The sequence below is a fragment of the Variovorax sp. J22P240 genome, assembly GCF_030316855.1.
Lineage (GTDB): Bacteria > Pseudomonadota > Gammaproteobacteria > Burkholderiales > Burkholderiaceae_C > Variovorax.
Genome location: NZ_JASZYR010000031.1, coordinates 1 through 24,810, shown reverse-complemented (window position 1 = coordinate 24,810; position 24,810 = coordinate 1). Strand labels below are relative to the sequence as shown.

The following is a 24,810-nucleotide window of genomic DNA, read 5'->3' as shown; positions in this document are numbered from 1 at the left end:
ATTCACGATCGGGGGACTGACCATCGACACCAGGGCAGCGACAACCGAAGCGGGCGCTCTGACCTCGGGTGTCAATGTGCGAGTTCGCGCAGACTCGCAGCCTTCGTCTGGACTGTTAAAAGCCCGCTCCGTTGAGCTTTGGTACCCGTTGTCGCTCATCAATGGCGCGCGACGGCAACTCGGCGGGGTGGTGACGGACTATGCGGGGGCAAACTTCTTCCGTGTCCTCGGCATTCCAGTGGATGCTTCTTCGGCCAAGGTCTCGGGTGGACCGTTGTCCTCGCTTGGCAATGGGGTGGAGGTTGACGTTGCGGGGACCGTTTCCAACGGAATCCTGCTGGTCACCAAGATCAAGGTCAAGAAGGCACCGGGGAGCGGCGGGAACAGCGACGCGTTCCAGGTGATCGGTTCCATCGGCGCATTCAAGTCGTCTTCGGATTTCAAGGTGAAGGGACAGGCCGTGGACGCAACTCACGCACAGTTCACCAATGGAACTGAAGCGAACCTGCGCAACGGTACGAAGGTGACGATCACAGGCGATCGAATCGCCAACGATGTCTTGGGGGCGACGCACGTCGTCTTCGACTGAGGGGTCTGAGCCCCCCATCCTTTCTACAGCCGTGGCCCTAGCTTCCGAATGCGGCAGAAGCCGATCAAGTTGCCTGAATGCAGTCGCAGGCGAGATTCAACGAGGTTGCCTGACCGGTCGCAACTTCAGGCGGAGACCGCCTCATGTGCTGTCCTGGCCGCCCCACGGCGCGGCGAGTCCCCGCTAGTCACCATCTTCGCCTTCTGCTAGCGCTTCGACGACCGGTCCTATGTTTTCGTCGTCGACGTAGGCAAGTAATGCCGCGTTGCCTGATTCAAAGGCCTCGATCCAAGTGGGACAGGAGTCATAGCCCGTTTCCAGATCGAGCCAGACTGCCGGATCGCCAGTGCTCTCGAGCACGACCCAAACGAAATTTCCCTCGCCGGGGTTGTCAACAAAGACGGCCAAACGACGGTACTGTTCGGACATCTCGTGCTCCTTCTCAGTTACGCGTGCAGATCGACGGGTGAGCTGTGCGACATCGTGCAGTCGTCCGCGCTGCTATTAGCAGTTGGCGTGAATGCGCCGTATCAGCGTTTCCTGGCCGACCCGCTCAGTTTCGACGATCGCGGTTCCTTCGCACGTTGTCCTGGAAACTCGATAGCTGTATTTCGCCTCGACCAGGCTGGCGTTGATCGAGCGGATCGACCGAATGAGGAGCGGCCGATCAAACGATCCAAAGAATCTTGAGATATTGGCTGCGTTGAACGGGCCGAGACCACGTTTTTCCGGGATGACGAACGCTGCCGCCGTCATTCCGTCCGCCGCGGATAGCGCGCGATAGAAGCTCTCCACGGCCCGAACCTCGGGATCGCGGCTCAACTCTCGCGGCGAAACGTCGGTGTCCGCTGCAGGGGGTTTGACGACCTGCTCGCGGACGTTAGGGACCGGAGCACGGGGCAGCGATGCGATGGCATCCCTGGGCTCCGGCGTGGGGACATACGCCGAAACGGGAGGCGGCGATGCGCGTCGTGGAACGACCGGAGGGGGAGGCGGAATTGGCGATGCAACCTCTTTGGATGGCGCGGGGGCTTCGGGCGTCTGCACCAGCTTGCCCCGCGCGGGGGCGGAGGGCTTTTCCACGACGTGCTGGAACCAGCCCACGAAGCCGATCGCCATGGCCACGCCGAGCGCTCCGAGTTGCAGCCAAAACGCCTTCGTCTCGGACGGCAGCAAGGGGTCGGGGGCGTGGCTTGAAAATGCCTCGCCAATGGACTCAGCACCGCGCGATTGAGTCGACAACGCCTTCATCGTCTCAAGCGCGGAAGGGCCCGATGGGGCGAAGCCGGGCAGCTTCCCAGTGCACCCGATACAGAACATCGCGGTTGCACGGTTGCTTTGCCCACACCGTTCACAGACGGTAGACATAGGATTGCGCCTTGACTGTGTATTGACCTTTAACTTACATCAAGGGTTGGGCATGTATGTCGGAGTCTTCCTACTTCATAAGTGCGCGTTCGAATCTGCGGCAACGTAACAGCCGATGGCGGTAGGCTGCGTTCACGCCCAGGGAATCGGGTCAGCCACCGGCGCCCCATCAGCCCGCAGGAGCCAGAATGTTCGTGCAGTTCGTGGTGAGCGGGTCGAGTGTCATCGCGAGTCGTCCAATGAGCCTGTCACTGTAGTTCTTGTTGGGATGCACGAAGTCGATAAGGTCCCATGCGCCATAGAACGGCACCGATCCCCAGTCGGCAAAGGGTACGCCGTTGTTCGTGGCAATCGCTTGAATGACTGCGTCATAAAAGTCCCGGAGTTGGAGTGACACGCTGTGAAGTGGCCCACCCCTGGCCTGGCGCGAAAAGCCCGTCAGCACCGGCACGCGGCCCTCATCCCGCACCTTCTGGATGATGGCGTAGTACTCAGAAATCACTGTGTTGATGTTTCTCCCTGCCCACGCATCGATGACACCGTTCTCGATGATCACGAAGTGCGCGCTGCGAGTGAAGTAAGGAAAGGGCGCCGCTAGGTCGCCAAGACTCATGCCCAGGACCGAATGATCGGCGACCACCAGCAGGTTGGGTCTGACGAGCTGCAGCATCATCACGGGAGTTGTCGCGGTCCCGTTGAAGGCCATGATCGAGTCGCCATAGATCTCGACCGTGCAGAGTGATGAATCTTCGGCAGGCTTGTTGAGGGTCGCATCCTCTTGCCCCTTCGCGGGACTGGCATCAGGCACTGCGACGGACTTGCCGATGGTGGCGAGTACGGTGCTCCCCGAACCCCCATCGCCCCCCCCTCCACAACCGGCAAGGAATCCTGCCAGTAGCACGGCAACAAGAACAGGAATCATGGTTCATCTCCTCAACTCGGTAAGACCGCTCCCTGCGTGGCCCGCAGGACATTGACATCGTTTGGTCGGAATGGCGAGGGTTCCAAGTCAACGGCACCGTCGAAATGGTCATCCCGCTACAGCGCCGACGAGCCGGGAATCACGCCGCGCCACGTTGCCGAGGGCGTCGACGTTGGAGATATCGATCAGTCGTTCATCCTCGAGGCGCTCCGGTCTCTTGAAGACTTTCTTGAGCCCGAGGTCCAGCCGCCCGAGCGACTTCGCCAAATGGAGCTGTTGCTGCCCGGTGAGGGGCTGGCAGCGCCACACCAAGACGGCATAGCGGCCATCGCCGCATGGATCGCGCGGACGTCGTCGGTGCTCAATGGCTGGCCGATGTCGATGCCGCTCGCTTCAGTACTGCAGAGACCCGGCGATGAGGACGTGGGTCCCAGTCTCTCGCGAAGTTCGCCTTCGAGGTGCTCAGCCTCTTGAACGCCCTGGCGGCAGCCATCTCGGCGCGCTTGCGCAGAACGGGGTGATCTCGGTTTTCGTGCTTTCGTGGCGCTTTGCTCCCGGGCGCCGCCGACAGGCGCAGAATCTCGGCCCGGCGCTGCTGGCCATACCGAGATCGCCCCGAGAGCGCGTGGCTCGGCGAATGTGTCTTTTGACATTCCACCAAACATGAAGTGGGCACGCGCACGTCCGAGGTCTATGCTTCTCACCGGCAAGACCACTGAAAGGATGAGCGATGAGAAACGTTCCATCCATGCGAGCCTTTTGTGGGCTCGGCTCCGTGTCGCTCGCACTCCTGGTTGCGTGCGGCGGTGGCAGCGGCGACGGCAGCGGCGCGCTGGGCAGCGCTGCCGCCCCTCCAGGCAAGGAGGGCAGCGCTGTAGCTCCTATAGCCAAGGAGGGCATTGCCACTCCTGCAGGCAAGGTACAAGGGGCAACGGCTTCTGCAGCCAAGCCGGACGCATCCACGGAACCGGGCGCGGCTCTGATCAGTCCAACGCCGGGCAGCAAGCTGTCCGGCCGCACGGTGACCTTTGTCTGGTCCGATCGGGGCGCCAGTGAATACGGCGTCACGATCGAGTCGCCCCCTGGGGCCCCACCCCTTCAGGACATCGTGACGACCACTACGTCGTTGAGTGTGGGCGGCCTGCCGGCCGACGGCGCAGCAATCGTGGTGCGGCTCAGGTCCCGCGTCGACGGAGAGTGGCTGCCTGCCAATGTGTACGACTTCACGGCCCCTGGCTATACCGCGGCGCAGTCGACAGCCGCAAGCAAGCCTTGGTCCGACATCATTCCCTTGCCGCTGGTGCCCGCCTCGGCTGCCCATCTGCCGGACGGCAGGCTGCTGATGTGGGCAGGGCGTTCGCCTTACGATTTCTCCAAGAGCAGCTGGCACGCATGGACCTTTACCTCGGTGTTCGATCCGACGACGCAGGCGACCGGCGGCCTCTCGGTCACGGCCACCGCTCACCAGATGTTCTGTCCCGGGCTCAGCATGCTGGCCGACGGCAGCGTCCTGGTCAGTGGTGGCAGTAACGCGACGAGAACATCGCTGTACAGCCCGGCGCTGGGACGCTGGACGGTTGGCGCCCAGCTCGGGATCGCGCGCGCCTACAACGCCAGCACGATCTTGTCCGATGGCTCCGTGTTTACGGTCGGCGGTTCGTTCGACGGCGGACAAGGCGGCAAGTCCGGCGAGCTATGGTCCGCCACCTCCCGGACCTGGCGCACGCTGGCCGGTGTGCCGTCGGAAATGCCGAGCGCGGCCAATGCCTCTGCCCCCCCGCTGAACGGCCCCGATGCGGCCGGGGTGTACCGCGGCGACAACCACATGTGGCTGTTCGGCGTGGCCGACGGCTGGGTGTTTCATGCGGGGCCCGCCGCCGCGATGCACTGGATCGACACGCGCGACAACGGAGCCATCCTGCAGGCCGGCCCGCGCGGCGACGACCCCTACGCCATGACCGCCAGCGCCGTGATGTACGACATAGGCAAGATCCTCAAGCTCGGCGGCGCGCCCAACCACGACAGCGGCGTCGCCTTCAACTCGGCCTACATCATTGACATCCTTTCCGGCCCGCCGAATGCGCCCGCTGTGCGAAGGGTGGCGCCGATGGCATACGGGCGCACCTTCGTCAACAGCGTGGTGCTGCCCAACGGCGAGGTCGTCGTGATCGGTGGCCAGACGCAGCCCCTGATTTTTTCCGATGCGTACAGCGTGCTCGCAGCTGAGCTCTGGAGCCCGGCGACCGAGAGCTTCGTCACCCTGCCGCCGATGCAAAGGGCGCGCAACTATCACAGCGTGGCCTTGTTGCTGATGGACGGCCGTGTGCTGTCGGGCGGCGGCGGCCTCTGCGCGTGCAGCGGCGACCACCCGGATGCAGAGATCTACACGCCGCCTTATCTGCTGGCGCCAGACGGTTCGCCCGCTCCACGCCCGGTCATCGTGGCCGCACCGGGCACCGCCACGTGGGGCAGCCAGATCACCGTGCAGACCGACGTGGCCGTAGAACACCTCGCGCTCGTGCGCATGAGTTCTGTCACCCATTCAGTGAACACCGATCAACGTCGCATTCCGCTCTCCTTCAGCGGCGCGGGGGGCACCTACCAGGTGAGCATTCCGGTCGATCGCGGGGTCGTGCTGCCGGGCAACTACATGCTGTTCGCAATGGACGCCAAAGGCGTGCCAAGTGCGGCGCGCACACTCAACATCCAGTAATGAGCCGCCACGCTCCGAAGCCGGGACTACCAATGACGCTGGCGTTCGCCATGGCACTGGCGGGGCGCGCCGGGCTCGGATGGCAAGAGCCGGCCGAGCCGCCCTCAGTCTCGCGCGGTGCGCGCCTGTTCAACGGTACCGAGCCGCTCGCCGGCACGCTGTCAGGCCACAGGGCGCCCTTGCCTGCCGCGGCCACGCGTTGCAGCCAGTGCCATGCCGGCCCAGACGCGCGCGATTCACCGGGCTCCTCTTTCGCACCTCCACTCGATCGGCGCGAACTGCGCGAAGCCCGGCCGCGCCGGGGTGGTCCGCCCGTGGCCTACGAACCGGCTACCTTCTGCCGCACCTTGCGCACCGGCGTCGATCCGGCCCATGTCGTGCTGCCGCGCGCGATGCCGCGCTTTGAGGTCGACGATGACCAGTGCGCGGCCCTGTGGGACTACCTGACGCAGGAGGTCCGCAGGTGAACGCGCGCCCGGTTCAGGCCCGGCATTGGCCGGCGCTGCTGGGTCGGCGGCGCTTGCTGACGGTGGGCGCGTTGGCCTTGTTGGGGATGCCCGCGACGGGCCGCGCCGCGGTCGGCGTGGGTCCGGTGGTGCCGGCCGTGGCGGCCCCGCCGTTGCCGTTGCGACGCCACGACGGCGCCCCGCGCACGCTGGCGGCGCAGTTGCGCGGAGCCGTCACCGCCGTCCAGTTGATGTTCACCGGCTGCAGCACCGTCTGCCCGATTCAGGGCGCGTTGTTCGCTGCGCTGCAGGCTGCCATGGAGGCCCAGCACGGTACGAGGCTTCGCCTGCTGTCGCTCAGCATCGATCCGCTGGCGGACGACCCGGCTGCGCTCAGCGCCTGGTTGCGACGCTTCGGCGCAGGTCCCGCTTGGAGCGCGGCCGCACCCACCCACGAGGCGCTCGATGGCATGCTCTCCCTGTTCAAGGGCGCAGCGGCCGCTGGCGACCGCCATACCGGCCAGGTCCACGTGTTCGACCGCGAGGCCAGGCTGGTCTGGCGCACCACAGAGCTGCCGCCGACGGCGGAGGTGATGTCCGCGCTTCGGCGCGCTGCATAGCCGGCGCAAAGCCGCGGTTGAGGCGCCGGAAGCCGCCAGCGGCGGATCGCGCAGCAACCTCACCCAGGTCGAGGAAGTCCCTCGCATGGAGCGAGTTGCATTCAAAGCACCTTGCAGCAGGAGATCCGAAATCCGCGCGCCGGCAAGGCACAACATTGACCTGAATTGCGCAGACAAGGTCCAAGGCCGAACTCGATACAACTCAGCGCTGGCCACGGGGCCTTCACTGGATCGGCCACATCACCAGATGATCTTCGCCCCGCCGAAGCCCATCTCCGTCGGGTCGCGCCGCTGCCATTCGACAGTGACTTCGAGCTGTGCCGCCCTGATGTCGTATGTCGATGCCCATGTACCGTCGCGCTCACCGATGCTCACCTTCCCGCGGTCCACATCACCTTTTGCATCCGCTTGCGGTGACCACGCTGCTGCCCGACTTCGCGCTTCCTACAGCAAGCTGGCCTACGAAGCGATCGACCTATCGGCAATTCTTGCGCAACGCAGCTCGAATCGCCGCAGGCCGTCGTGACGCATGGCACGCGCATCGTGTCCATATAACTGGTCCGCAAACCGGACGATCTGACCAACATTTGCGCGTACCGCACCGCCGCCTGTCACAAAGCGATGTGCCCGGCCGTCTAAGAGGTGTTCCCCCAAACCTCAAACGACAAGGAGCTCACGATGTCCGCACCCCGACTCGACTATCACGCCCTCGCGCCCACGGCCGCGCGCGCCGGCGCCCAGTTTTCCCACGCCGCTGGCAGTACGCTGGACAAGCGGCTGCGGGAATTGGTGAACTTGCGCATCAGTCAGATTAACGGCTGCGCTTTCTGCATCGACATGCACTGGGCCACCCTGCTCAAGCAGGGCATGGACCCTCGACATGTCAACGCTGTCGCTGCCTGGCGCGAGGCGCAGCGCTTCTTCAGCGAAGCCGAGCGCGCGGCGCTCAACTGGGCGGAGGCCGTCAACGCGGTTCCGGAGCGTACGCCTAGCGATGTGGACTTCGACGCCGTGAAGCGGCACTTCAGCGATGCGCAGATCGCGGACCTCTCGTTCGCCGTCTGCGCGATCCGCTCGTGGAACATGCTCAACGCCAGCTTCCACACGCAGGTGCCCGAAACGCCCTACACCGTCGACTGATCCGCGCGGCCTGTGCGGTTGGACAGGGTCACCTTCGCAAAGAGACTCTCGCTTCGCTATTCGCGCTCCAACGCGAACGCGTTCTTTCACCCCGTTCGATTCTGACCGCTTCTGCTTCCCGCCGGGCTATGATCCGCGCGGCCAAGCGATCGCACGGCGGTTTCCTCGCCCGCACGCGCCTCAACCAAAAGGAACGCAAGCCGATGGCGCACAAGCCCGTGGGGTTGATCTATGGGGTCGACGAGACGCCGCCGCTCGGGGTCAACGTCCTCAGCGGCCTGCAGCATGTCGGGTTGATGTCGATCTTCCTGGTCTACCCTGTGCTGATCGCGCAGGCGGCAGGCAGCACCGCCGAGGTGGCGGCGGCCATGGTCAGCGCGACGCTGATCGCGATGGCCGTCGGCACCGTGCTGCAGGTGATCACCGTCGGGCCGATCGGCTCCGGCTATCTGTGCCAGCCTTCGCCAAGCGTGGTCTACATCGTTCCCTCGCTGATCGCCGCGCGCAGCGGGGAGCTGTCCGCGGTGTTCGGCATGACGATCCTTGCGGGCCTCTTCGAGATGGCCCTGGCGCGCCTGTTGCCGCGCCTGCGTCCACTGTTCACGCCAGAAATAACCGGCCTGGTGGTGTTGCTGGCCGGGATCTCGGTCGGCGTGGTTGGCCTGCGCACCGCGCTGGGTGGCTCGCAGGCCAACATGCAGCCGGCGCAGATCGACCTGTTGCTGGGCCTCGGCACGCTTGCTCTGATGGTCGCCCTCAACGTCTGGGGCCGCGGCTGGCTGCGCGTGTTCAGCGTGCTGATCGGCTTGGGCGCCGGCTGCCTGCTCGGCGGGGCGCTCGGCCGGCTCGACGCCCACGACATTGCGCGGGTGGCGACGGCGCCCGTGCTGGCCGTTCCGGCCTGGGGGCCGGTTGGCTGGTCCTTCGACACCACGCTAGTGCTCCCCTTCCTGATCGCCTCGGTGGCCGCGGTGCTGAAGGTGATCGGCAATGTCACGACCGCGCAGAAGGCCAGCCAGCCCGGCTGGGTGCGCGCCGACATGCGTTCCATCAGCCGCGGCGTACTGGCCGATGGACTTGGCTCGGTGGCGGCCGGGGCGCTGGGGGCGCCGGGCATCAACTCGTCCACCGGCGCGGTCGGCCTTGCGACCGCTACCGGCGTCGTCAGCCGGCGCATCGGCTGGTCGGTGGCGTTGATCCTGCTGCTGTTCGCCTTCGTTCCGAAGCTGGGGCTGCTGTTCAATCTCATCCCGCGGCCGGTGCTCGGTGCGGCGCTGGTGTTCTCGTCCACCTTCATCATCATCAACGGCTTGCTGATCATGACCTCGCGCCTGCTTGACGCCCGCAAGACACTGGTGATCGGCCTCGCCATCGTGTTTGGCCTGGCGGTGGAGATCTTCCCCGGGCTGGTGATGGTTCTGCCGGCGGCGCTGCAGCCTTCGTTTGGCAATTCGCTGGTGTTGGGCACGCTGGTGGGACTCGGGCTGAACCTGCTGTTTCGCATTGGCCTGCGACGCAGCGTCTCGATGACGGTGACACCGGGCGCGGTCGACCCGGCGGCGCTCGAGCAATTCCTCGACCTGCACGGAGCCGCCTGGGGCGCGCGCAGCGACGTCATCGTCCGCGCCAAATTCAATTTGGTGCAGTCGATCGAAACGCTGGTGTCGAGTGGCGTCGCCACCGGTCCGCTCGCTATCCAAGCCGCGTTCGACGAGTTCAACCTCGACCTGCAGGTGTCGTACGACGGTCTCGACCTCGAGCTGCCGCAGCAGCGGCCGACAGTTGATGAGCTCATCGATTCGGACGATGGCGAGCGGCGACTGGCCGGCTTCCTGCTGCGCAGCTTTGCCGATCGCGTGACCTCGCGGCGTTCGGGACCGCGGGCGTCGGTCGCGTTCCACTTCGATCACTAGCAGCGCTTGCGCGCCGCTGCCAGCTGGCCACGCTGTCAGGAGGTGATCGAATGAAACGGGCTCCCCCATGCTGATGAAGCCACGACGTGCTGCGGTTGCCGGCAACTGAGTGCAACGGTGGGTCCGTGTCCCTGCGGACGACTCGAGCCCGCACGCGCTTTTTGATGGCGAAGTTGCTCGGCCCATGCGTCGGCTCCGTGTCAACTTCCACCTATCAATTGGCCCTAGTGGAGCCGATAGAGGACCGTTCTGATGATTCCTCCCCATTCTTCTACCTCACAGAGGATCGTGCTTTTTACAGGTGCGAGGTTGAACGGTGGACTTGTCAGGACGATGCCGCTGTGGATGTCCAGGCGATTGTCCGGTCCGGAGGCCTTGTCGAGGTTGTGGGTGAACGGAGCATGGGGCACATGCTCGGTCAGAACCAGGTAGCGATACCGGCTCTGGATTCCCGGCAGGGCCCTCGCGATGTCGTCATTCGACAGGTGCTGGAAGACCTGGCGGACGAATACGACCTCGCCCGAAGGTAGTTCATCCTTCGTGAAATCCAGAGTCCGGAAGTCCACGCCGATCGCTTCGAAGCTCTTGGCATTGAAGGCTACCAAGGGTTCCACGATGTCGCAGGCCACATAGCCCGAGCACAGGGAGCGCAGGCGCGACCCCACATGGAAGTCGCCGCAGCCAAGATCCACGACGTCGGGCTTGCGGTCCAGGGAGCGAAGGAACCGTCCCACTGCGTCGACATAGGTCTTCACGACGGCATCGGCACGCGACCCGCTGCCGGAGAAGAATGTCTGTCCGGGATTGTGCGCTGCCCCCCAGGCCCCCTCTTCGTAGATCTTGGTGAAGACTTCCTGGTTGGTCAGGCCGGTGAACTCCTTGAGTTTGGATCGACCTCGATAGGTACGGATCGCCTTGACCACTGGGTCCGGCAGTACCCGCTTGATGGCGGCCGTGATGAGTGCCATGAAATTTTCCTTCTGTCGCTACCGACGCGGGGAGGATTGCTGAATCAGCCAGTGGGCCGGATTCGCTCGCCAGGGGCGTGGGCAACTCGGCGCGGCTGGGTGTAAGACAACTCCCGGGGGCAGTGCGCAGGGGCGAGTCGATCAGGACGACCCAGAAGGTGCGCGCGAGATCCTTGCGTCAAGTCGCAGGGACCATTCGGCTGCATAGCGGGCGTCAAGGGCGACGGGGCAAGGGAGAGTGAGGCTTTCGAAGGGCTGGCCGTCAGGGTTGATCGAAACGACGATGACGCCATGCTCGGATTCGACGATCCTTCCCAGTAGAACCCCTGACGCGCCAGTCAGGCGGCCCATGGCCGGATGGTCGATTTCCGGCAAGGGATGGTTCACTTTTTTTTCTTCCCGAACCGTTCGAACATGGACTGACTCCCTTCGCTGTCGAAAAAACACTTCGAGACCCTTGGCGCTCACAGATCAACGCCCGTTGCCAGCGCCACCACCACCGGGGCCGCCACCGGGGCCACCGGCACCGCCGCCCGCATCTCCACTGGCTCCGCTCCCAGTAGCACCGCTTGCGCTACCAGCGCCTGTACCGGCAGCGCCTGCGCCTGCAGCCCCGCCTGCGGTAGCACTCCCCGCGGATCCGCCACCCGGTCCATTGCCAGCGCTTGGCGAGCTGCCGCCCGGGTCTGCCGTACTGTTCGCGACAGCGAGGGCACCGGACGGGCTCGTACCCTCGGATGCCGCAGTTCCACTCGAAGCCTGGCTCGAGGCTGCGCCGGAGACCGAGGCACTAGAAGAAGAATTCGCCGCCTGCGCAGCCGGCGCGGGAGCGTTCACGCACAGCGCTTCGCCAAAGGGGTTGCATGGATCGCAACGTGTCGTGCCGCCTGCTCTAAGTGCGGTGCTACTTGGAACCGGCACGATCGGCCGCGCCGCCGGTGCTGGGCTGGTGATTCGGGATGATTCCATTCGGATCGGTCGCTGGATATCGGTCGCCAACGGATCGGCGACCGCTGTCTTGCGGCCGCCTGTGGCGGTGTGGGTAGCGGCGGCTTTCCTCGTCATGGTCCTGTCGCGCTGTGAGGAGCTGGTGCCTCCGCTCCGAGGCCGCCAGCGCTTGCGTCGGAGGCTCTGCGGATTGAGGTGCATCGGCAGGCTGTCGTTCCTGGGAGGCCGGCTCTTCTGACGCCGCGACCTGCGGCTCGGCTGGCACTGGCACAGGCATCGGCGCCACTTCGACGGCCTGCGTTTCAGGCTGTGGCTGCTGCAGCGAAGGGATGGGTTCGACGCGAAGTTGTCGCCACAGTGAGTGCTGTGCTCGACGTGCATCGGCTTGGGGCGAATCGCCGCGGACAGGGTCAGCCTCTGGGAATGGACCACTAATCAAGTATTGATCCTCGCGACGTCGAGCGAAGTCCAACACCGGCCCGTTGGGCGCGTTGTTGTTGGACCCAGCGCACCGCCATCTGCTCCGCCCATCGGAGGGCCGCCCATTCGGATTGGAAGCCCTGAGAGCCCTGCGCAAGCAGAAGAGTCTCCGGCTCCGGCCACGGACGCAACCTTTCAAGTTGCGCACGGAATAGCCCTGGCCGTTCCTCGATCGCGCCACACAGGAACTCCTCATCGCCGTAAGCAAATACGATCCTGGACATCGACCCTCCTTGGCGAAATGAAATTGAAGCATCGAGGCGGCGATCGCTGGGCGGGCAGGTGGTCTCTCTCGTGTGAGGAATTCTGCTGCTGGCAGGCTCCGCTAGAGCTTCGGACGCGGAAGCCTGCTGAGCCCTATACGCCCGGGAGCCCACCCCGCGGATCTACGGGATGAGAGAGCTACCGGAAGAAAAGGGCAATCAAGATGATGATCGGAATCGGCACGCCGAGAAAAAGAAGCAGAAGCGAGCGCATTTGAATTCCCTTTCGTCAAGTTAGAGATCGCGGCGATGGCCGCCGTAGGTCGCGGCATAGCTCGCCACAAACGCGCCAATCAACAACGAGATGAGGAGCCACAGGGAACCATAGGCGGAGGCCTTTCGCGCGCTATCTGCCGCCGCCTTCGCTTTGGCTGCTGCTTCGTTCAAGGCGGCTTGCGCCTTGGCGTAGATCTCGGAAACCCGCTTCTCCGCATCCTGTGGGCTGAGCCCCGTTTGTTGAGAGACCAACTGCGCCACATACGTGGAATCTGCAGGCGGCAACGCGCCGCTGCGGATGCTGTTCATGAAAATGCGGGTCACTTCGGAGGAAGCGGCTCCCGTGCCGCGCTCAGGCGGACTCACGCTGCCAACTGTTGGCGTGGCGGCGCCGGCCGTCGCAGCGCTTCCTGACTCTTTTCGAAAGAGGGAGTCGATTAAGTAGCTGATCGGCCCTCCACCGGCGCCACTAGCGGCGTTAGATCCCGCAGCACTCGCCGCTCCAGCGGCGGTGGCTGCCGTAGCGGCCCCGGTAACAGCCGAGGCCCCAGCTTGTGCACCCGCGCCTAGGATTGACCCGATCGCTGACGTCAACAGGGCCGCTGTGATGATCGTGGCGGCACCCCAAGCCAGGAAGCCGTGGGCAGTGTCGCGGAAATACACTTCATCAGTCTGGACGCCCGCCCATTTGGTGCGAAGCCGGCCGGCCAAATAGCCGCCCATGCCGGACGCGGCGATTTGCGTGAACGTGAGCCAAAGAATGGTTGCGACCCCGATCGTGGCCGCGGTCGCGCCCTCGCTCGCCCAGGGGCTGATCGAAGAAAGACCTAAGCCCGTTCCGAGGAGTAGAAGAATCAGAGAAAGCGAAGCGGCACCCACTGCGCCAGCGAAGATCGCTCCCCATGACACTGCGCTTCCTGCTGCGAGGTTTTCAGATTGCGCCGCGGCGATCCGAGGATCTCGCGGCGTTAGCGTTGAATTGTCTCTGTAGTCCGCCATTGCAGTCCTTGTTGTGGAGCACGGAATGTCGTTCTCCCACGCAGCGGCAATGGTCGTCCCGTCACGCGCTTTCAAGTAGTCCACATGCCTACGGCCTCGTGCTAACTCCACAGTAGCGGATAGTCGCGCTGAGGGATCGCTCGCATCTCAGCCGTTCTGGCCGACAAACCTCGTACCAAAGAGCGAATCGGGCACCGCTGCAACCGCCACCCCAGTGTCGGCGCACTGTCCCACAGCTGATACGTAGGCACAGGTGCATCTTCGTGCGATGGGCAAGTCGCCGAGCATCTCGTCGCCTGCCCGCCTCCCTTATCGACTGGATGCCTTCGATGAACACCGCCAGTGTGCAGCGCACCGTCTTCTTCATCCTGCTTGCAGGAGTGACCATCGGATTCCTATGGATCCTGCAACCGTTCTTCGGCGCGGTGATGTGGGCGATCGCCTTGGCCATCCTTTTCAGTCCGTTGTACAGGAGGCTGAGCAAAGCCATGGGCCGACGCAGGTCGCTCGCGGCGTTGGTGACGCTTCTGCTGTGTACGGTGGTTGTCGTGTTGCCCCTCGCCGCGGTCGGCGCTTCCCTGGTGCAGGACATCATGGTGTTGAGCGACAAGATCCAGTCGGGACAGTTGAACTTCGCCGCCTATTTCGAGCAGATCGTCGCCGCCTTCCCACGCTGGCTGACGAATCTGATGAACCGCTTCGGCCTCGGCAACATGACGGGCGTCCAGCAGCGGATCGAAGGCCTGGCGGCCCAAGGCAGTCAGTTGCTCGCAGCCCGAGCGCTCAGCGTCGGGCAGAACACGTTCGAGTTTGTCGTGAGCTTTGGGGTGATGCTCTATCTGCTCTTCTTCATGCTGCGCGACGGCGCGGAGTTGTCGAAGACAGTGCGCGATGCCTTTCCTCTCGCCAAGCCCCACACGCACTACTTGCTGAACAAGTTCACGACCGTGACGCGCGCCACCATCAAGGGAAACGTCGCCGTGGCGGTCGTGCAGGGGGGACTTGGCGGCCTGGCCTTCTGGTTCCTCGGAGTGCAGGGCGCGCTCGTCTGGGGAGTCCTCATGGCGTTCCTGTCGCTGTTGCCCGCCATTGGCGCAGCCCTGATCTGGCTGCCTGTGGCGCTGTACCTGCTCGCCATCGGTTCCGTGCTCAAGGGCGTTGGTCTCATCGCGTTCTGTGTCGTGGTGATCGGCTTGATCGACAACTTGTTGCGCCCCCTTCTGGTCGGCAAGGAAACGCAGATGCCCGACTACATCGTCCTGATGTCCACCATCGGGGGCATGGCAATCTTCGGTATCAATGGTTTCGTTCTCGGCCCGGTCATTGCGGCGTTGTTCATGACAGCTTGGTCGCTGTTCGCCGACATGAGGCAAGCAGACACGGAGGCGGCCGTGGTGGACCGACGGTCCAACGCCGATCGGGTCGACGGGGGGGCGGGTGTGGCGCTCACAGTGCCTTCAGAACCTTGCACGCCGGCGATGGTGCAGGCACCTTTGACCGCTGACATGCCATTGGTGTCGCAACCCTTCAAGCTCCACCGCGTCGATCCAGTTCCGGCTGGGTGATCCGCGTGTCGGGGACGACAGGCACAACTGCGAGCAGACCTTGAACGCCATCCGGATTTCTTTAGCGCGACTCCCACCAATCGGACCGCAACCTCAGGCCCATGCGTCCGCCCACTGCTGCGCTTGGAGCATTGAACATGGAGCTTGCCATTCGCGTGTTGTGCGGCATCCCGTCACGCGCATCCCCAGACATCGGGCGAACTCACCAACTATCCAATAGAGGCCACACGCATCGCATGCCAGCGCGGACCTCGTGTTCGACAAGGTCCGCAGGGCTGGAGAAACGCTTCGAGTCTGTCCGCACAGGCACCGCAAAGCCCGGTGAGGCCAGCGGGTACGTGTTTCGCGGATCTGAGTTCGCGCGGCGCGCGAGCGCGAGTTGCAAGCAGCAACGCTGGTCGTTGTCCTTGTCAAGCCTTCTAGGTGCCAGGTCACCAAAGCCAAAGCGGCTGTCGACAGCCTAGCGGCTCCGCTTCTGCGACTTCGCAGGGCCACTTGTCCAAATCGCCGCCCATGGCTTGCAAGGTTCAACCGATCGCCCGCCTTAGCTTCCCCGGTAAGTCGCCTTCGCCTCCTCGGCCGCTTGGATCTCAGTCCACTGGGAGGGCTTCGCCCTCTGCTCGATGAAGCTCCAGCGGTACCCATGGTCCATGATCTCATCGACACAGATCGCGATTCGGCGGATCGAGGTAGGCATGGACCACGTACACATCGAGGATCAAGGACGGCGCGCGCAAGCTGAGCTGCGAGGTTGACCGCGAATTCTCTCGTACACCCTCAACGAGAAGTGCACCTAAGTATTACGTTCACATCCGTTCTCTTCCTCGCTCGGCTTCCGTTCTCAAGCTCCCCGCGAGTGAAACAAGACTTACACACGAGGTGGCGACACCGGCCGTGCCAGGCGTAGGATTCCCCAATGGAAACCAATCGCGACCGCATCGAGGTTTTCGCCGATCTGGCTGTGATGTCTGGCCTTCTCAAAGCCGGCGACGCAATTCCGGCCGCTGTTCAGATTTTCGCTGAAAGCGTGGTCGCTGAATGCGCGGTGCTCGGCGATGACTACGGCAGCGAAGATGAGACGGCGGGCGACCAGATACGCGCGAGCCTCCTAACCAGAGACTAGCGGTCAGCGTCAACAACAAGGCTCATTTCAAGAAGAACCTTGGCGGTTTCCTCATCCGTGGGGATCACGTTCGTCCGGGCACCCATCCAACGCGTGCAACGGGCCCCCCTCTTTTCAAGGCAACGTAGTCTGCGAGACCGCACCGGGCGGTTCCACAGACTCATCCCCCGAAGAATTCACTGTTGTCCACAGAATCGCCTCGCAACGCGTCCATCACTGTGCCGGCGTCGGGATGGGAAGGCGTGGCCGGGCCGAGAAGCCGAACGAAGCATCCTGCACGCAAGGAGGCACCCGAAACGACACACTCCGACAGAGGCGCGGACTTCGAATACCGCGGCTGGTCCGTTCATGTCGAAGCCACTGGCTCGAGCAGGAGTCCGGCGCATGCCGATCTGCATTACCGAGGCACGTGCAGGCTATGCATCGCGATCCCGAGCGAAGGCATGGATCCGGCCTGCATCGGCTGGGCCCTGGATTCGAGGGCCTGCAACTTCATCGATGAATGGTCGAGCGAAACGCAGCGCGACAACACGTTCGAAGAGTTGTAGGTCGATCGCGTAGCGATCACGTGCGCTGCACGTTCGACATTTCCGCAAGCCCTCCTTTTCTCTGCCTTTCCTCTCTTCCTGCTCTGCCGGTTTTGGGCGCGCGACGTCATGCCTATGCCAGGGAGGCGAGCGACGGCGCGGTAGACATGCATGCAAATGTCGAAGGACGCGAAGGCGTAGGACATAGGCGACCCGAAGTCGAGGCTGGCGCTTCGCGCAGGCGTCGGCCGCGCACGCCACAGTCGATCGGCGGCCGTCGGTCGACGAAAGGTTAGATGAACAATCCACGAGATGGATCCACGAGCGCTCACGCAACGCGCGGCGCCAGCCCTGCTGCGTCGCGTGGTCGCCGGCTCCATCTTGGTTGCGCGGGATGGAACATGCCGCCCGCCTTCGCGTCCGCGTTCGACGCGGGGCCCTCGCACCTTGCCCGATATGCCAGTCGCTTCCATGCCGTAGAGATCAACAGTTCGTTCTACCGGTCGCATCGCTGGCAGACCTACGAGCGCTGGGCAGGGAGCACGCCACCCGACTTTGCCTTCAGCGTCAAACTCCCGCAGGCCATCACACACGAGCTGCGCCTGGTTCGCGCAATGCCGGCATTCGATGTGTTCTGGGATCAGGTCCAGGGCCTCGGCGAGCGACTGCGCTGCCTGCTGGTTCAGCTCCCACCCAGCCTGGCCTTCGACTCGCGTGTGGCGGGCCGCTTCGGCGCAGCGCTGCGCCGGCGCTACGCAGGACCGGTGGCAATTGAGCCGCGTCATGTCAGCTGGTTCACCCCGGAAGTCGATGCGCTGCTCGCGAGCTGGCGCTTCGGCCGCGTGCTGGCCGACCCGGTGCGACATGAGGCGGGAACGGCACCGGGTGGATGGCCGCAGACCGTCTACCTGCGGCTGCACGGGTCGCCGCGCATGTACTGGTCACGTTACGAGGACAGCCTACTCAGCTTGCTCGCGCCGCGGCTGGCGGCGGCGGCGGCGGGCGCCGAACACTGCTGGTGCATCTTCGACAATTCCGCAGCCGGCGAGTCCGCCGGCGACGCGCTGCGGCTCAACGCGATGCTGGCAGGTGTACCGGGTGTGGAAAGCGAGGCCGCCGTCTGAGCCACTCGACACGGCGCAGCGGTCCGGAATCGATGCCGGTATCGCGGCAGTTGCGCCATACCTTCAGAAGGCCGCGCGGGCGCGAGCGCCCTGAATGTTGGCGAGCAGCTCGGACAGGCCCACGGGCTTCACCAAGTGGGCCGCGAAACCGCTCTCGGCGGATCGCTTGCGATCGCGCTCCTGGCCGTAGCCTGAAAGCGCGATCATCGCTGGCGCGCCAGAGCCTAGGCGCTTGTGCAGCTCCCGGGCGAGCTCGTAGCCATCCATGACCTGCAAGCCGATGTCCAGTACTGCGACCTCCGGAGCGAAGGCGATTACAGAGGCGAGCGCCTCGACCGGCCCGTAGGCGACGAGCACTTCGTGACCGAAGTCTCTCAGCAACTCGCCGGTCGAGTCAGCCGCGTCCCTATTGTCATCAACCAGCAGGATTCTTCCCGGGATTCGCAATACGTCCGCCGGCGCCGGCTCACCCATCTCGGAAGCTGCCGGCGCGAGCTCCGGTGCGCGGACAGGTAGAAGCGGCAAAGCGACCCGGAACACGCTGCCGAGACCTTCGCCCTCGCTCGACGCCGAGATGGTGCCTCTGTGCAGGTTGACGAGCGCGCGAGACACCCCGAGTCCCAACCCGAGGCCGCCGGGCGCCACTTCTTTGCTACGACCACCCTGAACAAACAGCTCGAAGATGCTGCCAAGGAGTTCGGGGGCAATGCCGATGCCCTCGTCCCGCACCTCCAGCAGGGCCTCTCCGACGCCGTTCTGGAGAAGCAGCTCGACGTGTGCGCCTTTCGGGCTGTAGGCCGATGCGTTGTTGAGAAGGTTGCAGGCAACTTGGGTCAAGCGCGCCTCGTCACCGTCGACCATCACAGGGAACTCCGGCATATCCATCGTCAAATCTTGGCTCTTGCCCAACATCCGAGGCCGAGCCATCTCAGCTGCCTTCGCCGCCACGTCGCGCAGGTCGACCGCCGAGCGCCGCAAGTTGATCTTGCCGGAGGTCACGCGAGACACATCGAGCAAGTCGCCGACGAGGCGGTCGAGATGGCGCGCTTGCCGTTCGACGATTTCGACGCGTGCGAGCGTCGGGCCCGAGGGGTCGCGACGGACCAGTTCGACGGCAGCAAGGATCGGCGCCAGAGGGTTGCGCAGCTCGTGCCCCAGCATGGCCAAGAAGGTGTCCTTCGCGTCATTGGCGGCCCGCGCCTCGTCGCTCGCCGCCCGGTCGCGGGCGGCGGCCAGTGCCTGGACGGAAGCCAAATGATCGGACTGCTCGATGCGCACGAGGGCCGCTCCCAGGCCGGAGCACACGTGGTGCAAAAAGCGCAAGTCGCGATTCGAATAGGCACTCGAGCCTTCGATGCATAGCGCCCCTAGCGGCTGCGCCACATTTCCAAGGGGATAGGCGAGAGCAAACATGGGCTGGCCGGATGCGGCCGGGGAACCCGACGCCATGGCCTTTTCAGCCAGGCCGCGAGTTGGGCAAATGTGATCATCCGCCATGACGGCCAGTCCCTCGTCGCCGGAGCGCATCGAAAGCCAACGATCCCCCCCGCCAACCCGCAGGGCAAGCACGCAAGCGTCGAAGTCGAAGAGCCAGCGCATCCGCTCGCCAACGACGCGAGCAACCGCGTCGGCGTCGACGAGCCCTGCGCACTCGGAGACAACTCGAGCGCAAGATTCAGCCGGGTGATCTCGCGCAGTTTGTCCACGACTTAGAGCTGACCGAACATCTCGTCAGGCGGCACGGCGGTGGCGTCGGCGACGATATTCGCGTAGACCGCCAGGGCGGACATGGAGATGAGCTCCATGATCTCCGACTCCCGCAAGCTGTGGGAGCGGAGATGGTCAAAGTCAAGCTTGGTCAGGGCCTGAGGTTGGCGGGCGCACTTGATGCCAAACTTGATGATGTCACGTGCCTTGACGGGATCGACGTCTTCAACGTTGGTCGACAGCTTCTCGAGCGTCTCCTCGTCGACTCCGAGCATCCGGCAGCATGCGAGGTGGGCAGCTTCGCAATACTGGCACTTGCGATCGGCGGAGATAGCAGCGAAGACCATCTCCTTCAGGGTGCGTGGAAGCGACCCGCCTACGAGTGTGTTCTGAACGAGCCCCCAGGTTCCGCTCGCCGCGGCCAGGGAGTGGCCTTGGACCTTGATGAAGTTCGGCGCGGAGGGAAATCCCATGCGACGTTGGAAGTCTAGGTAGAGTGCGCACACTTCTTCGCTAGCCTCTCGGGGTTCAACGATTTCGAGGTGGGACATGGTGGAAGAGGTGCGACTTGTTATCGGGAACCAATCGAAAGCGGCGCATGCTGCGCGGCTTGCTCAGGGCATCTAGGCCGTATGCCAACACCTTCAGATCGCGCGGCAACGAGCGCCTCATCATGACAGCTTTAAACCGAAGCCCGTGTCTCCAGGGGCGACTTCGTCTTGTAGGCCGTTGCTTGCGGCACCGTTACGCAGGTCGGGAAGGTGTGGGAGGAGAACCCCGTTTCCCGTGGCCATGGTGCGCAGTCGCGCGGCGAGTCGCGAAGCTATTTCGCCTCCGCCGGGTGGGCGGCGCAGGCCTTGCGAACCTCTTCCAGTGCCCCTGCACTGACCTGTCCGCAACCTCCAGACCATTGCGGTCCGGCGGAAAGCCCGGCCCGGGATCGAAGGCGAAGGCGCTCCCGACGGTTCAGCTCGATCTGCGCCGGTATCCGAGGCACAGCAGCCGTATGCCAACCGTTCCCGTCCACTGCGGTCTAAGCGCTGGCGGCGATCGGCTTCTGACGGTCGCCGCGAGGCAGCAGCTTGATCGCCGGCTTATCCACTGTGGCCACGCTTGCCTTGGCTGGAACCATGGCAGCGCGGAAGCAACGAGAACACGAATGGATTGCTCAGGCGGTACATGCCGAAGGGCATGGACATCTCCGGGTTCTCACAGCTTCAACTCAACGCGATCGCGAGACAATTGAACGAGAGGCCGCGCAAGACGCTCGGCTTCCATACACCCGCTGTAGATGTTCGGCGAATGTGTTGCATCGACCGGTTGAATCCGCAGCCCTGCCCTGCCGTTCGACAGCGCCCGTCGTACGCAGCTGTGCAGCAGCAGAAGGCGACCTCGAACTTGGACCGCAAACCGGAACTGTCGGGGCCAGAAGGAGGCATTGGCCACAGCCCTTGCTCCGGCAGCAGAAATTCACTGCCGCCGCAGGGGCGAAGCCATACAAATCGATTGGCAGGACGCGGCTGGCTGGCCTACATTGGTCTTCCACCCACCACGAGGATCGCAACATGCCTATTCGCATCGCATCGCTGACCCACCGCATCGCGAGGAACGGCGCGAAGCTTCACCAGGCGACCATGGACCGCGTCCACTCGCTGGGGGCGGACCATGAGCCGTCCGAAGCCGAACAGGCGCTGGTCGAGGAGCGCCGCCTGCTCAAAGAGGAGCGTGCAAAGCGCCAAGCGCAAGCGCAGCAGCCGAGGGCGAAGGCCGTCGACAAGCTGGTGAGGACGCACCACCCTCAGGCCAAGGAGAAGCCCAAGGAACAAAAGGAGCCCAAGGAGGCCAAGAAGGCCAAGGCTGGCAAGGCCCACAGGCCCTCGCGTGCCGAGAAGCACGCTGCGCAGGCGGCAGCCCTGCAGGCAGCGAGTAGAGCGCCGAAGAAGTCGGCGAAGACCTGAGAAGGCCGTCAGGCACCGCGCGGAGCGCGGACGCGTTCTTCCGAAAACAGGCGGAGCACGAATCGCCCTGCTTCGGTGTCGCGCGGGCTCCGCACCTCCTCGCGCATGGCAGGCGGCCCTTCGTCGAGCACAGGGCAAACGGGACTGCATCCTGCCGCAAGCTGCATCGGTGACGTGGGCGCGGCGGCTGCTTCGGAGCTGTCGCTAGGACCGCTGCGGGCCCTCTTGTCAGTCGTCGACTCCAGTCGACGGCAGGTGGGACAGCGGAAGCGATCCATCGTCGGTGGCGTCGACCCTGCTATCCATCTTGAACGTTGGCTCCTGTCTCGACCGGCGCGCCGCAAGGCGGGTCGTCGAAGTCCAGGAGCGAGAAGGCGTGAACCAGATCGGGCACGGAATCAACGGGCAGTCTCCGCAATGCCAACTTCCTATGGTTCTGAATGGTGCGCTCGGCAACGCCGAGGCGATGTCCCTGTTGCGATGGCCTTCGCAGACAAATCGCGCGACCACCCGTTCCTGATGGGTCAGGGATCCATATCGTTCCTTTGGGAAGGCAATTCTGGACGCCCTGCTGTGCTGCCTGCGACCATTCACAAGAGCCATCTCGACGGCCTCGCGCAGCACGGGTTCCGCGACCGGTTTGATCAGGAAGTCCGAGACGCCAACCTTCATCGCGGCGATGCTGCCGGCAGGGCTTGGGCGCGTCGCGAGGACGACCGCGGCGACCCCGTGGGTGGCGGCGTACGCCAGCGAGCCGGGAAGCGCCTTCAGGTTTCCGGGGACATCGATGTCGACGAGAACGTAGCCGACCTCGGGACCCCGTTCCGGTTCTTGGGTCGCGCACGCGATGAGGTTCTCGCACGCGTAACGCGATGCCCCTCCCGATGAAGCGATCGCGAGAGCAGCCTCGGAATTGCGGTCGGACCCATCAATTGCACGACAGCCATCAGCAGTTCCAGGACAGGAAATCGATCCGGCGCAAGCGCCAGCGCCCCGCGACCCACTGCGCCGTCCCGATTCGAAACATCCGTCATCGGGGCGAGGTTCGCCATCAGGTGCAAGGGTTGGGCTGAGGCCGTCTTCGGTGGTCGACGGTCCTAGGAGGCGCCGCGTCTGCCGGACGAGTCCGCTCGCTTCATGGCTTGTCGCGCGCGCTGCGCGGCCAGAAGCAGCCAATTGCCCTTGGGGGTGCCTTGGCGCGGGCGGTGGCCGTCAGGGTAGTGAAACCGCATGAGCTCGTCGCGGCCCTTCGCCGTAATCGCAAGGACCCTGGCGGCGCACTCGGGGGGCTCATCCATTAGTGCAAGCACCAAGCCGGCCTCGCGCAGGATCTGGATCGCATCAATATCCTTGACTACGTTGAACGACTTGGGAAGGGGCGTGGCAGCAATCTGCCTCAAGAATTCAACGGACATGGCATCTCCTCTTATGCTTCGAATCAGCGCGCGTAAGACTAGCGCGCGCTCGCCGCGGTTTGGGTCGGCGCCACCGACAAGTTGTTGTCGGTGGCCGACCTACTTGCCGTTTACCCGTCCACGTGTATGCGCCTTGGCTGCGCATGCTCAGCTTTGGGAATCTTCAGAATCAACACGCCCTGCACAAGCTTTGCCGTCACATTGGAGGGATCCAGTTCCTGGCTCAGCCTGAACGTTCGGCGAAAGCGTCCCAAAGCCACCTCGGTATGAGTGGATTGAAGGCCCTCCGGCACCGGGAGATCGAGTTCGGCCTCGATCGTGAGCGTGTCCGCTTCGGTTTGGATTTGCAGCTTGTCCTTGGACACCCCTGGCAGGTCTGCGTGGAGCGTGATGCCCGTGCTGTCTTCCACCACGTCGACGGCTGGCGTCAGAGCCGCCGCGCTGTAAGCAGAGGTGTCCTTTGCCATCGCACCCAGGGTGCCGGGCTTTCGGGTTTCAAGGTCGTTCATGATGATGGCTCCTTTCACTGAATGGCGACGCGTCGGGGCTGGCTCGATGCGCGGCGTTGGACGGTGATTCGCAGTACGCCGTCCCGGTAAGTGGCGGTGAGCGCCTCCGGGTCGGCATCTTCCGAGAGGGCTATCACCCGACGGAACGGTCCTTCGAACCGTTCGTTGATATGAACCGCAACGTCTGCTTCGTCGCCGGGTTGCAAGGGTTCACGCTTGCCGGCAATGGTCAAGATTCCTCGGTCGAGTGTGACCTCCAGAGCATCCGGGTCCAGGCCAGGGGCGAACGCATAGATCTCCAAAGTCTGGGGCGTGCCCCCGACGTTCAGGGCTGGGAAGCCGCGACCGAGGCCACGAATGGTGGGAGACGGGTCCAGGGCCTGCTGCATATCGCGCTGCAGGCGATCTATCTCGGCAAACAGGTCACGCGGGAAAAGTGATCGATACATGGCGAGTACCTCCATTCAGGTTGAACAGAGCACCGGAGGCGTCTCCGGCGCTTCCGATCAACGAAGTAGGAACCGCGCACCAATTTTCAAGAGCGCCTACGCAACCCGCCATATCACGGCACAGGTCGAAAAGTCGCGACACCAGACGTGAACGCCTACCTGGCGCTGGGCGAGCCCCGGGGGCCCTACTGCGGCACGGAAGAACCTCAGTCGCGCGTCGCCTCGCTTCGGAGCTCGCTCGGCGGCGAGCCTGGGCAGAATTAGGTGTCCAGCCCAACACCATCCGCACACCATCCCACTGGATGGTGATAGGATGGCGACATGACTTCAAACACTGTCGTTCGGCTTCCTCCCGCCAAGGTGGCCGAATCTGAAAAGATCACCATCAATCTGGGCTTTGTCGATCTCGGTCACATCGACCTCCTGGTCGCCGAGAGCTTCTACGCGAATCGGACGGATTTCATCCGCACCGCCATTCGCAACCGGCTGGCCGCACACGGCGATGCCCTCAAGCAGGCAGTTGCCCGAAAGCTGCTGGTGCTCGGCCTCCAACACGTCTCGGCGGCCGATCTCGAAGCCGCACGAGCTTCGGGGCAGAAGTTGCAGATCCGTGTGCTCGGTCTCGCGAGCTTCGGTCACGACGTGACCCCCAAATTGGCCTTGGCTGCCATCGAATCCATCACTGTGCTCGGAGCGCTGCAGGCAAGCAGCGCTGTCAAGACTGCGCTCGCCGGACGAATGTAAGCGCGCAATAAACCACGCCCTTCCTTCGAGCGCGACGAAGTGTGAGGCTACGTACCCATGTACAAGAACGTGGGCACGTAATGTCAGAGTTGATTTCGGATTTG

At 64.1% G+C, this 24,810-nt stretch carries 24 protein-coding genes and 1 pseudogene; 12 read left to right on the top strand and 13 right to left on the bottom strand.

Annotated elements, in window-relative coordinates:
* A partial coding sequence (locus QTI24_RS31195; protein WP_286605791.1) for a DUF5666 domain-containing protein occupies positions 1-589 on the top strand: 589 nt, incomplete at its 5' end.
* Between the two features lie 183 nt (positions 590-772).
* On the opposite strand, the gene QTI24_RS31190 is transcribed toward QTI24_RS31195, so the two are convergent.
* The 4 genes from QTI24_RS31190 to QTI24_RS31175 all read right to left on the bottom strand — a co-directional run bounded on the left by QTI24_RS31190 (position 773) and on the right by QTI24_RS31175 (position 3,146).
* Entirely contained in the window at positions 773-1,018 is a 246-nt protein-coding gene (locus QTI24_RS31190) for a hypothetical protein (protein WP_286605789.1), read from the bottom strand.
* A gap of 75 nt (positions 1,019-1,093) precedes the next feature.
* A complete protein-coding gene (locus tag QTI24_RS31185; protein WP_286605787.1) occupies positions 1,094-1,840 on the bottom strand; it encodes a hypothetical protein in 747 nt (248 codons plus the stop codon).
* A 286-nt stretch (positions 1,841-2,126) separates the two neighbouring features.
* Entirely contained in the window at positions 2,127-2,879 is a 753-nt protein-coding gene (locus QTI24_RS31180) for an SGNH/GDSL hydrolase family protein (protein ID WP_286605785.1), read from the bottom strand.
* Positions 2,880-2,987: 108 nt separating this feature from the next.
* A complete protein-coding gene (locus tag QTI24_RS31175) occupies positions 2,988-3,146 on the bottom strand; it encodes a hypothetical protein (protein WP_286605783.1) in 159 nt (52 codons plus the stop codon).
* A gap of 463 nt (positions 3,147-3,609) precedes the next feature.
* Between QTI24_RS31175 and QTI24_RS31170 the strand changes: the two genes are divergently transcribed.
* Genes QTI24_RS31170 through QTI24_RS31160 form a run of 3 tightly spaced genes read left to right on the top strand, consistent with a single transcriptional unit; the run spans position 3,610 to position 6,658 of the window.
* The gene (locus QTI24_RS31170; RefSeq protein ID WP_286605781.1) at positions 3,610-5,592 is read left to right on the top strand and encodes a galactose oxidase early set domain-containing protein; all 1,983 of its coding nucleotides are present in this window, start codon (positions 3,610-3,612) and stop codon (positions 5,590-5,592) included.
* Positions 5,593-5,624: 32 nt separating this feature from the next.
* Positions 5,625-6,059, top strand: coding sequence for a c-type cytochrome (locus tag QTI24_RS31165; protein WP_286605780.1), 435 nt, complete (start codon positions 5,625-5,627; stop codon positions 6,057-6,059).
* Positions 6,056-6,658 (top strand): SCO family protein, encoded by a 603-nt coding sequence (locus QTI24_RS31160; protein WP_286605779.1) that lies wholly within the window; start codon positions 6,056-6,058, stop codon positions 6,656-6,658. The genes QTI24_RS31165 and QTI24_RS31160 overlap by 4 nt, the downstream gene beginning before the upstream one ends.
* Positions 6,659-6,898: 240 nt before the next feature.
* On the opposite strand, the gene QTI24_RS31155 is transcribed toward QTI24_RS31160, so the two are convergent.
* The gene (locus tag QTI24_RS31155; protein ID WP_286605778.1) at positions 6,899-7,033 is read right to left on the bottom strand and encodes a hypothetical protein; all 135 of its coding nucleotides are present in this window, start codon (positions 7,031-7,033) and stop codon (positions 6,899-6,901) included.
* A gap of 303 nt (positions 7,034-7,336) precedes the next feature.
* On the opposite strand from QTI24_RS31155, the gene QTI24_RS31150 reads away from it, so the two are divergent.
* Entirely contained in the window at positions 7,337-7,798 is a 462-nt protein-coding gene (locus QTI24_RS31150) for a carboxymuconolactone decarboxylase family protein (RefSeq protein ID WP_286605777.1), read from the top strand.
* Positions 7,799-8,001: 203 nt separating this feature from the next.
* Entirely contained in the window at positions 8,002-9,711 is a 1,710-nt protein-coding gene (locus tag QTI24_RS31145) for a uracil-xanthine permease family protein (RefSeq protein ID WP_286605775.1), read from the top strand.
* Positions 9,712-9,935: 224 nt separating this feature from the next.
* Here the strand turns inward: QTI24_RS31145 and QTI24_RS31140 are convergent, their stop codons facing one another.
* Both QTI24_RS31140 and QTI24_RS31135 read right to left on the bottom strand, forming a co-directional pair.
* Positions 9,936-10,679, bottom strand: coding sequence for a class I SAM-dependent methyltransferase (locus tag QTI24_RS31140; protein ID WP_286605773.1), 744 nt, complete (start codon positions 10,677-10,679; stop codon positions 9,936-9,938).
* Positions 10,680-12,604: 1,925 nt separating this feature from the next.
* On the bottom strand, positions 12,605-13,585 hold the full coding sequence (locus tag QTI24_RS31135; protein WP_286605771.1) for a hypothetical protein: 981 nt from the start codon (positions 13,583-13,585) through the stop codon (positions 12,605-12,607).
* A 329-nt stretch (positions 13,586-13,914) separates the two neighbouring features.
* On the opposite strand from QTI24_RS31135, the gene QTI24_RS31130 reads away from it, so the two are divergent.
* From QTI24_RS31130 to QTI24_RS31120, 3 genes are all read left to right on the top strand, one after another.
* Positions 13,915-15,150 carry an AI-2E family transporter gene (locus tag QTI24_RS31130; RefSeq protein ID WP_286605769.1) on the top strand — a complete coding sequence of 412 codons (1,236 nt, stop codon included), beginning with the start codon at positions 13,915-13,917 and terminating at the stop codon, positions 15,148-15,150.
* 916 nt (positions 15,151-16,066) lie between these two features.
* Positions 16,067-16,273: a hypothetical protein gene (locus tag QTI24_RS31125; RefSeq protein WP_286605768.1), complete on the top strand. Its 207-nt coding sequence runs from the start codon at positions 16,067-16,069 to the stop codon at positions 16,271-16,273.
* 823 nt (positions 16,274-17,096) lie between these two features.
* Positions 17,097-17,924, top strand: a complete 828-nt coding sequence (locus QTI24_RS31120; RefSeq protein WP_503011337.1) for a DUF72 domain-containing protein — start codon at positions 17,097-17,099, stop codon at positions 17,922-17,924.
* A gap of 63 nt (positions 17,925-17,987) precedes the next feature.
* On the opposite strand, the gene QTI24_RS31115 is transcribed toward QTI24_RS31120, so the two are convergent.
* Complete coding sequence (locus tag QTI24_RS31115) at positions 17,988-19,523, bottom strand: hybrid sensor histidine kinase/response regulator (protein ID WP_286605765.1); 1,536 nt, start codon at positions 19,521-19,523, stop codon at positions 17,988-17,990.
* A 110-nt stretch (positions 19,524-19,633) separates the two neighbouring features.
* A complete protein-coding gene (locus QTI24_RS31110) occupies positions 19,634-20,104 on the bottom strand; it encodes a carboxymuconolactone decarboxylase family protein (RefSeq protein ID WP_286605763.1) in 471 nt (156 codons plus the stop codon).
* A 655-nt stretch (positions 20,105-20,759) separates the two neighbouring features.
* Between QTI24_RS31110 and QTI24_RS31105 the strand changes: the two are divergent.
* Together QTI24_RS31105 and QTI24_RS31100 are read left to right on the top strand one after the other, a co-directional pair.
* Positions 20,760-20,955 (top strand): annotated as a pseudogene (locus QTI24_RS31105) (transposase); the annotation flags it as partial.
* Between the two features lie 241 nt (positions 20,956-21,196).
* A complete protein-coding gene (locus QTI24_RS31100; RefSeq protein WP_286605761.1) occupies positions 21,197-21,589 on the top strand; it encodes a hypothetical protein in 393 nt (130 codons plus the stop codon).
* A 228-nt stretch (positions 21,590-21,817) separates the two neighbouring features.
* On the opposite strand, the gene QTI24_RS31095 is transcribed toward QTI24_RS31100, so the two are convergent.
* From QTI24_RS31095 to QTI24_RS31080, 4 genes are all read right to left on the bottom strand, one after another.
* Entirely contained in the window at positions 21,818-22,261 is a 444-nt protein-coding gene (locus QTI24_RS31095; protein WP_286605760.1) for a response regulator transcription factor, read from the bottom strand.
* A 425-nt stretch (positions 22,262-22,686) separates the two neighbouring features.
* Positions 22,687-23,004 carry a hypothetical protein gene (locus tag QTI24_RS31090; RefSeq protein WP_286605758.1) on the bottom strand — a complete coding sequence of 106 codons (318 nt, stop codon included), beginning with the start codon at positions 23,002-23,004 and terminating at the stop codon, positions 22,687-22,689.
* A 110-nt stretch (positions 23,005-23,114) separates the two neighbouring features.
* The gene (locus tag QTI24_RS31085; RefSeq protein ID WP_286605756.1) at positions 23,115-23,513 is read right to left on the bottom strand and encodes an Hsp20/alpha crystallin family protein; all 399 of its coding nucleotides are present in this window, start codon (positions 23,511-23,513) and stop codon (positions 23,115-23,117) included.
* 14 nt (positions 23,514-23,527) lie between these two features.
* The gene (locus QTI24_RS31080; RefSeq protein WP_286605754.1) at positions 23,528-23,962 is read right to left on the bottom strand and encodes an Hsp20/alpha crystallin family protein; all 435 of its coding nucleotides are present in this window, start codon (positions 23,960-23,962) and stop codon (positions 23,528-23,530) included.
* A gap of 321 nt (positions 23,963-24,283) precedes the next feature.
* Here QTI24_RS31080 and QTI24_RS31075 point away from each other — a divergent pair, with 321 nt between their 5' ends.
* Positions 24,284-24,706 (top strand): ribbon-helix-helix domain-containing protein, encoded by a 423-nt coding sequence (locus QTI24_RS31075; RefSeq protein ID WP_286605753.1) that lies wholly within the window; start codon positions 24,284-24,286, stop codon positions 24,704-24,706.
* Positions 24,707-24,810: the final 104 nt, after the last annotated feature.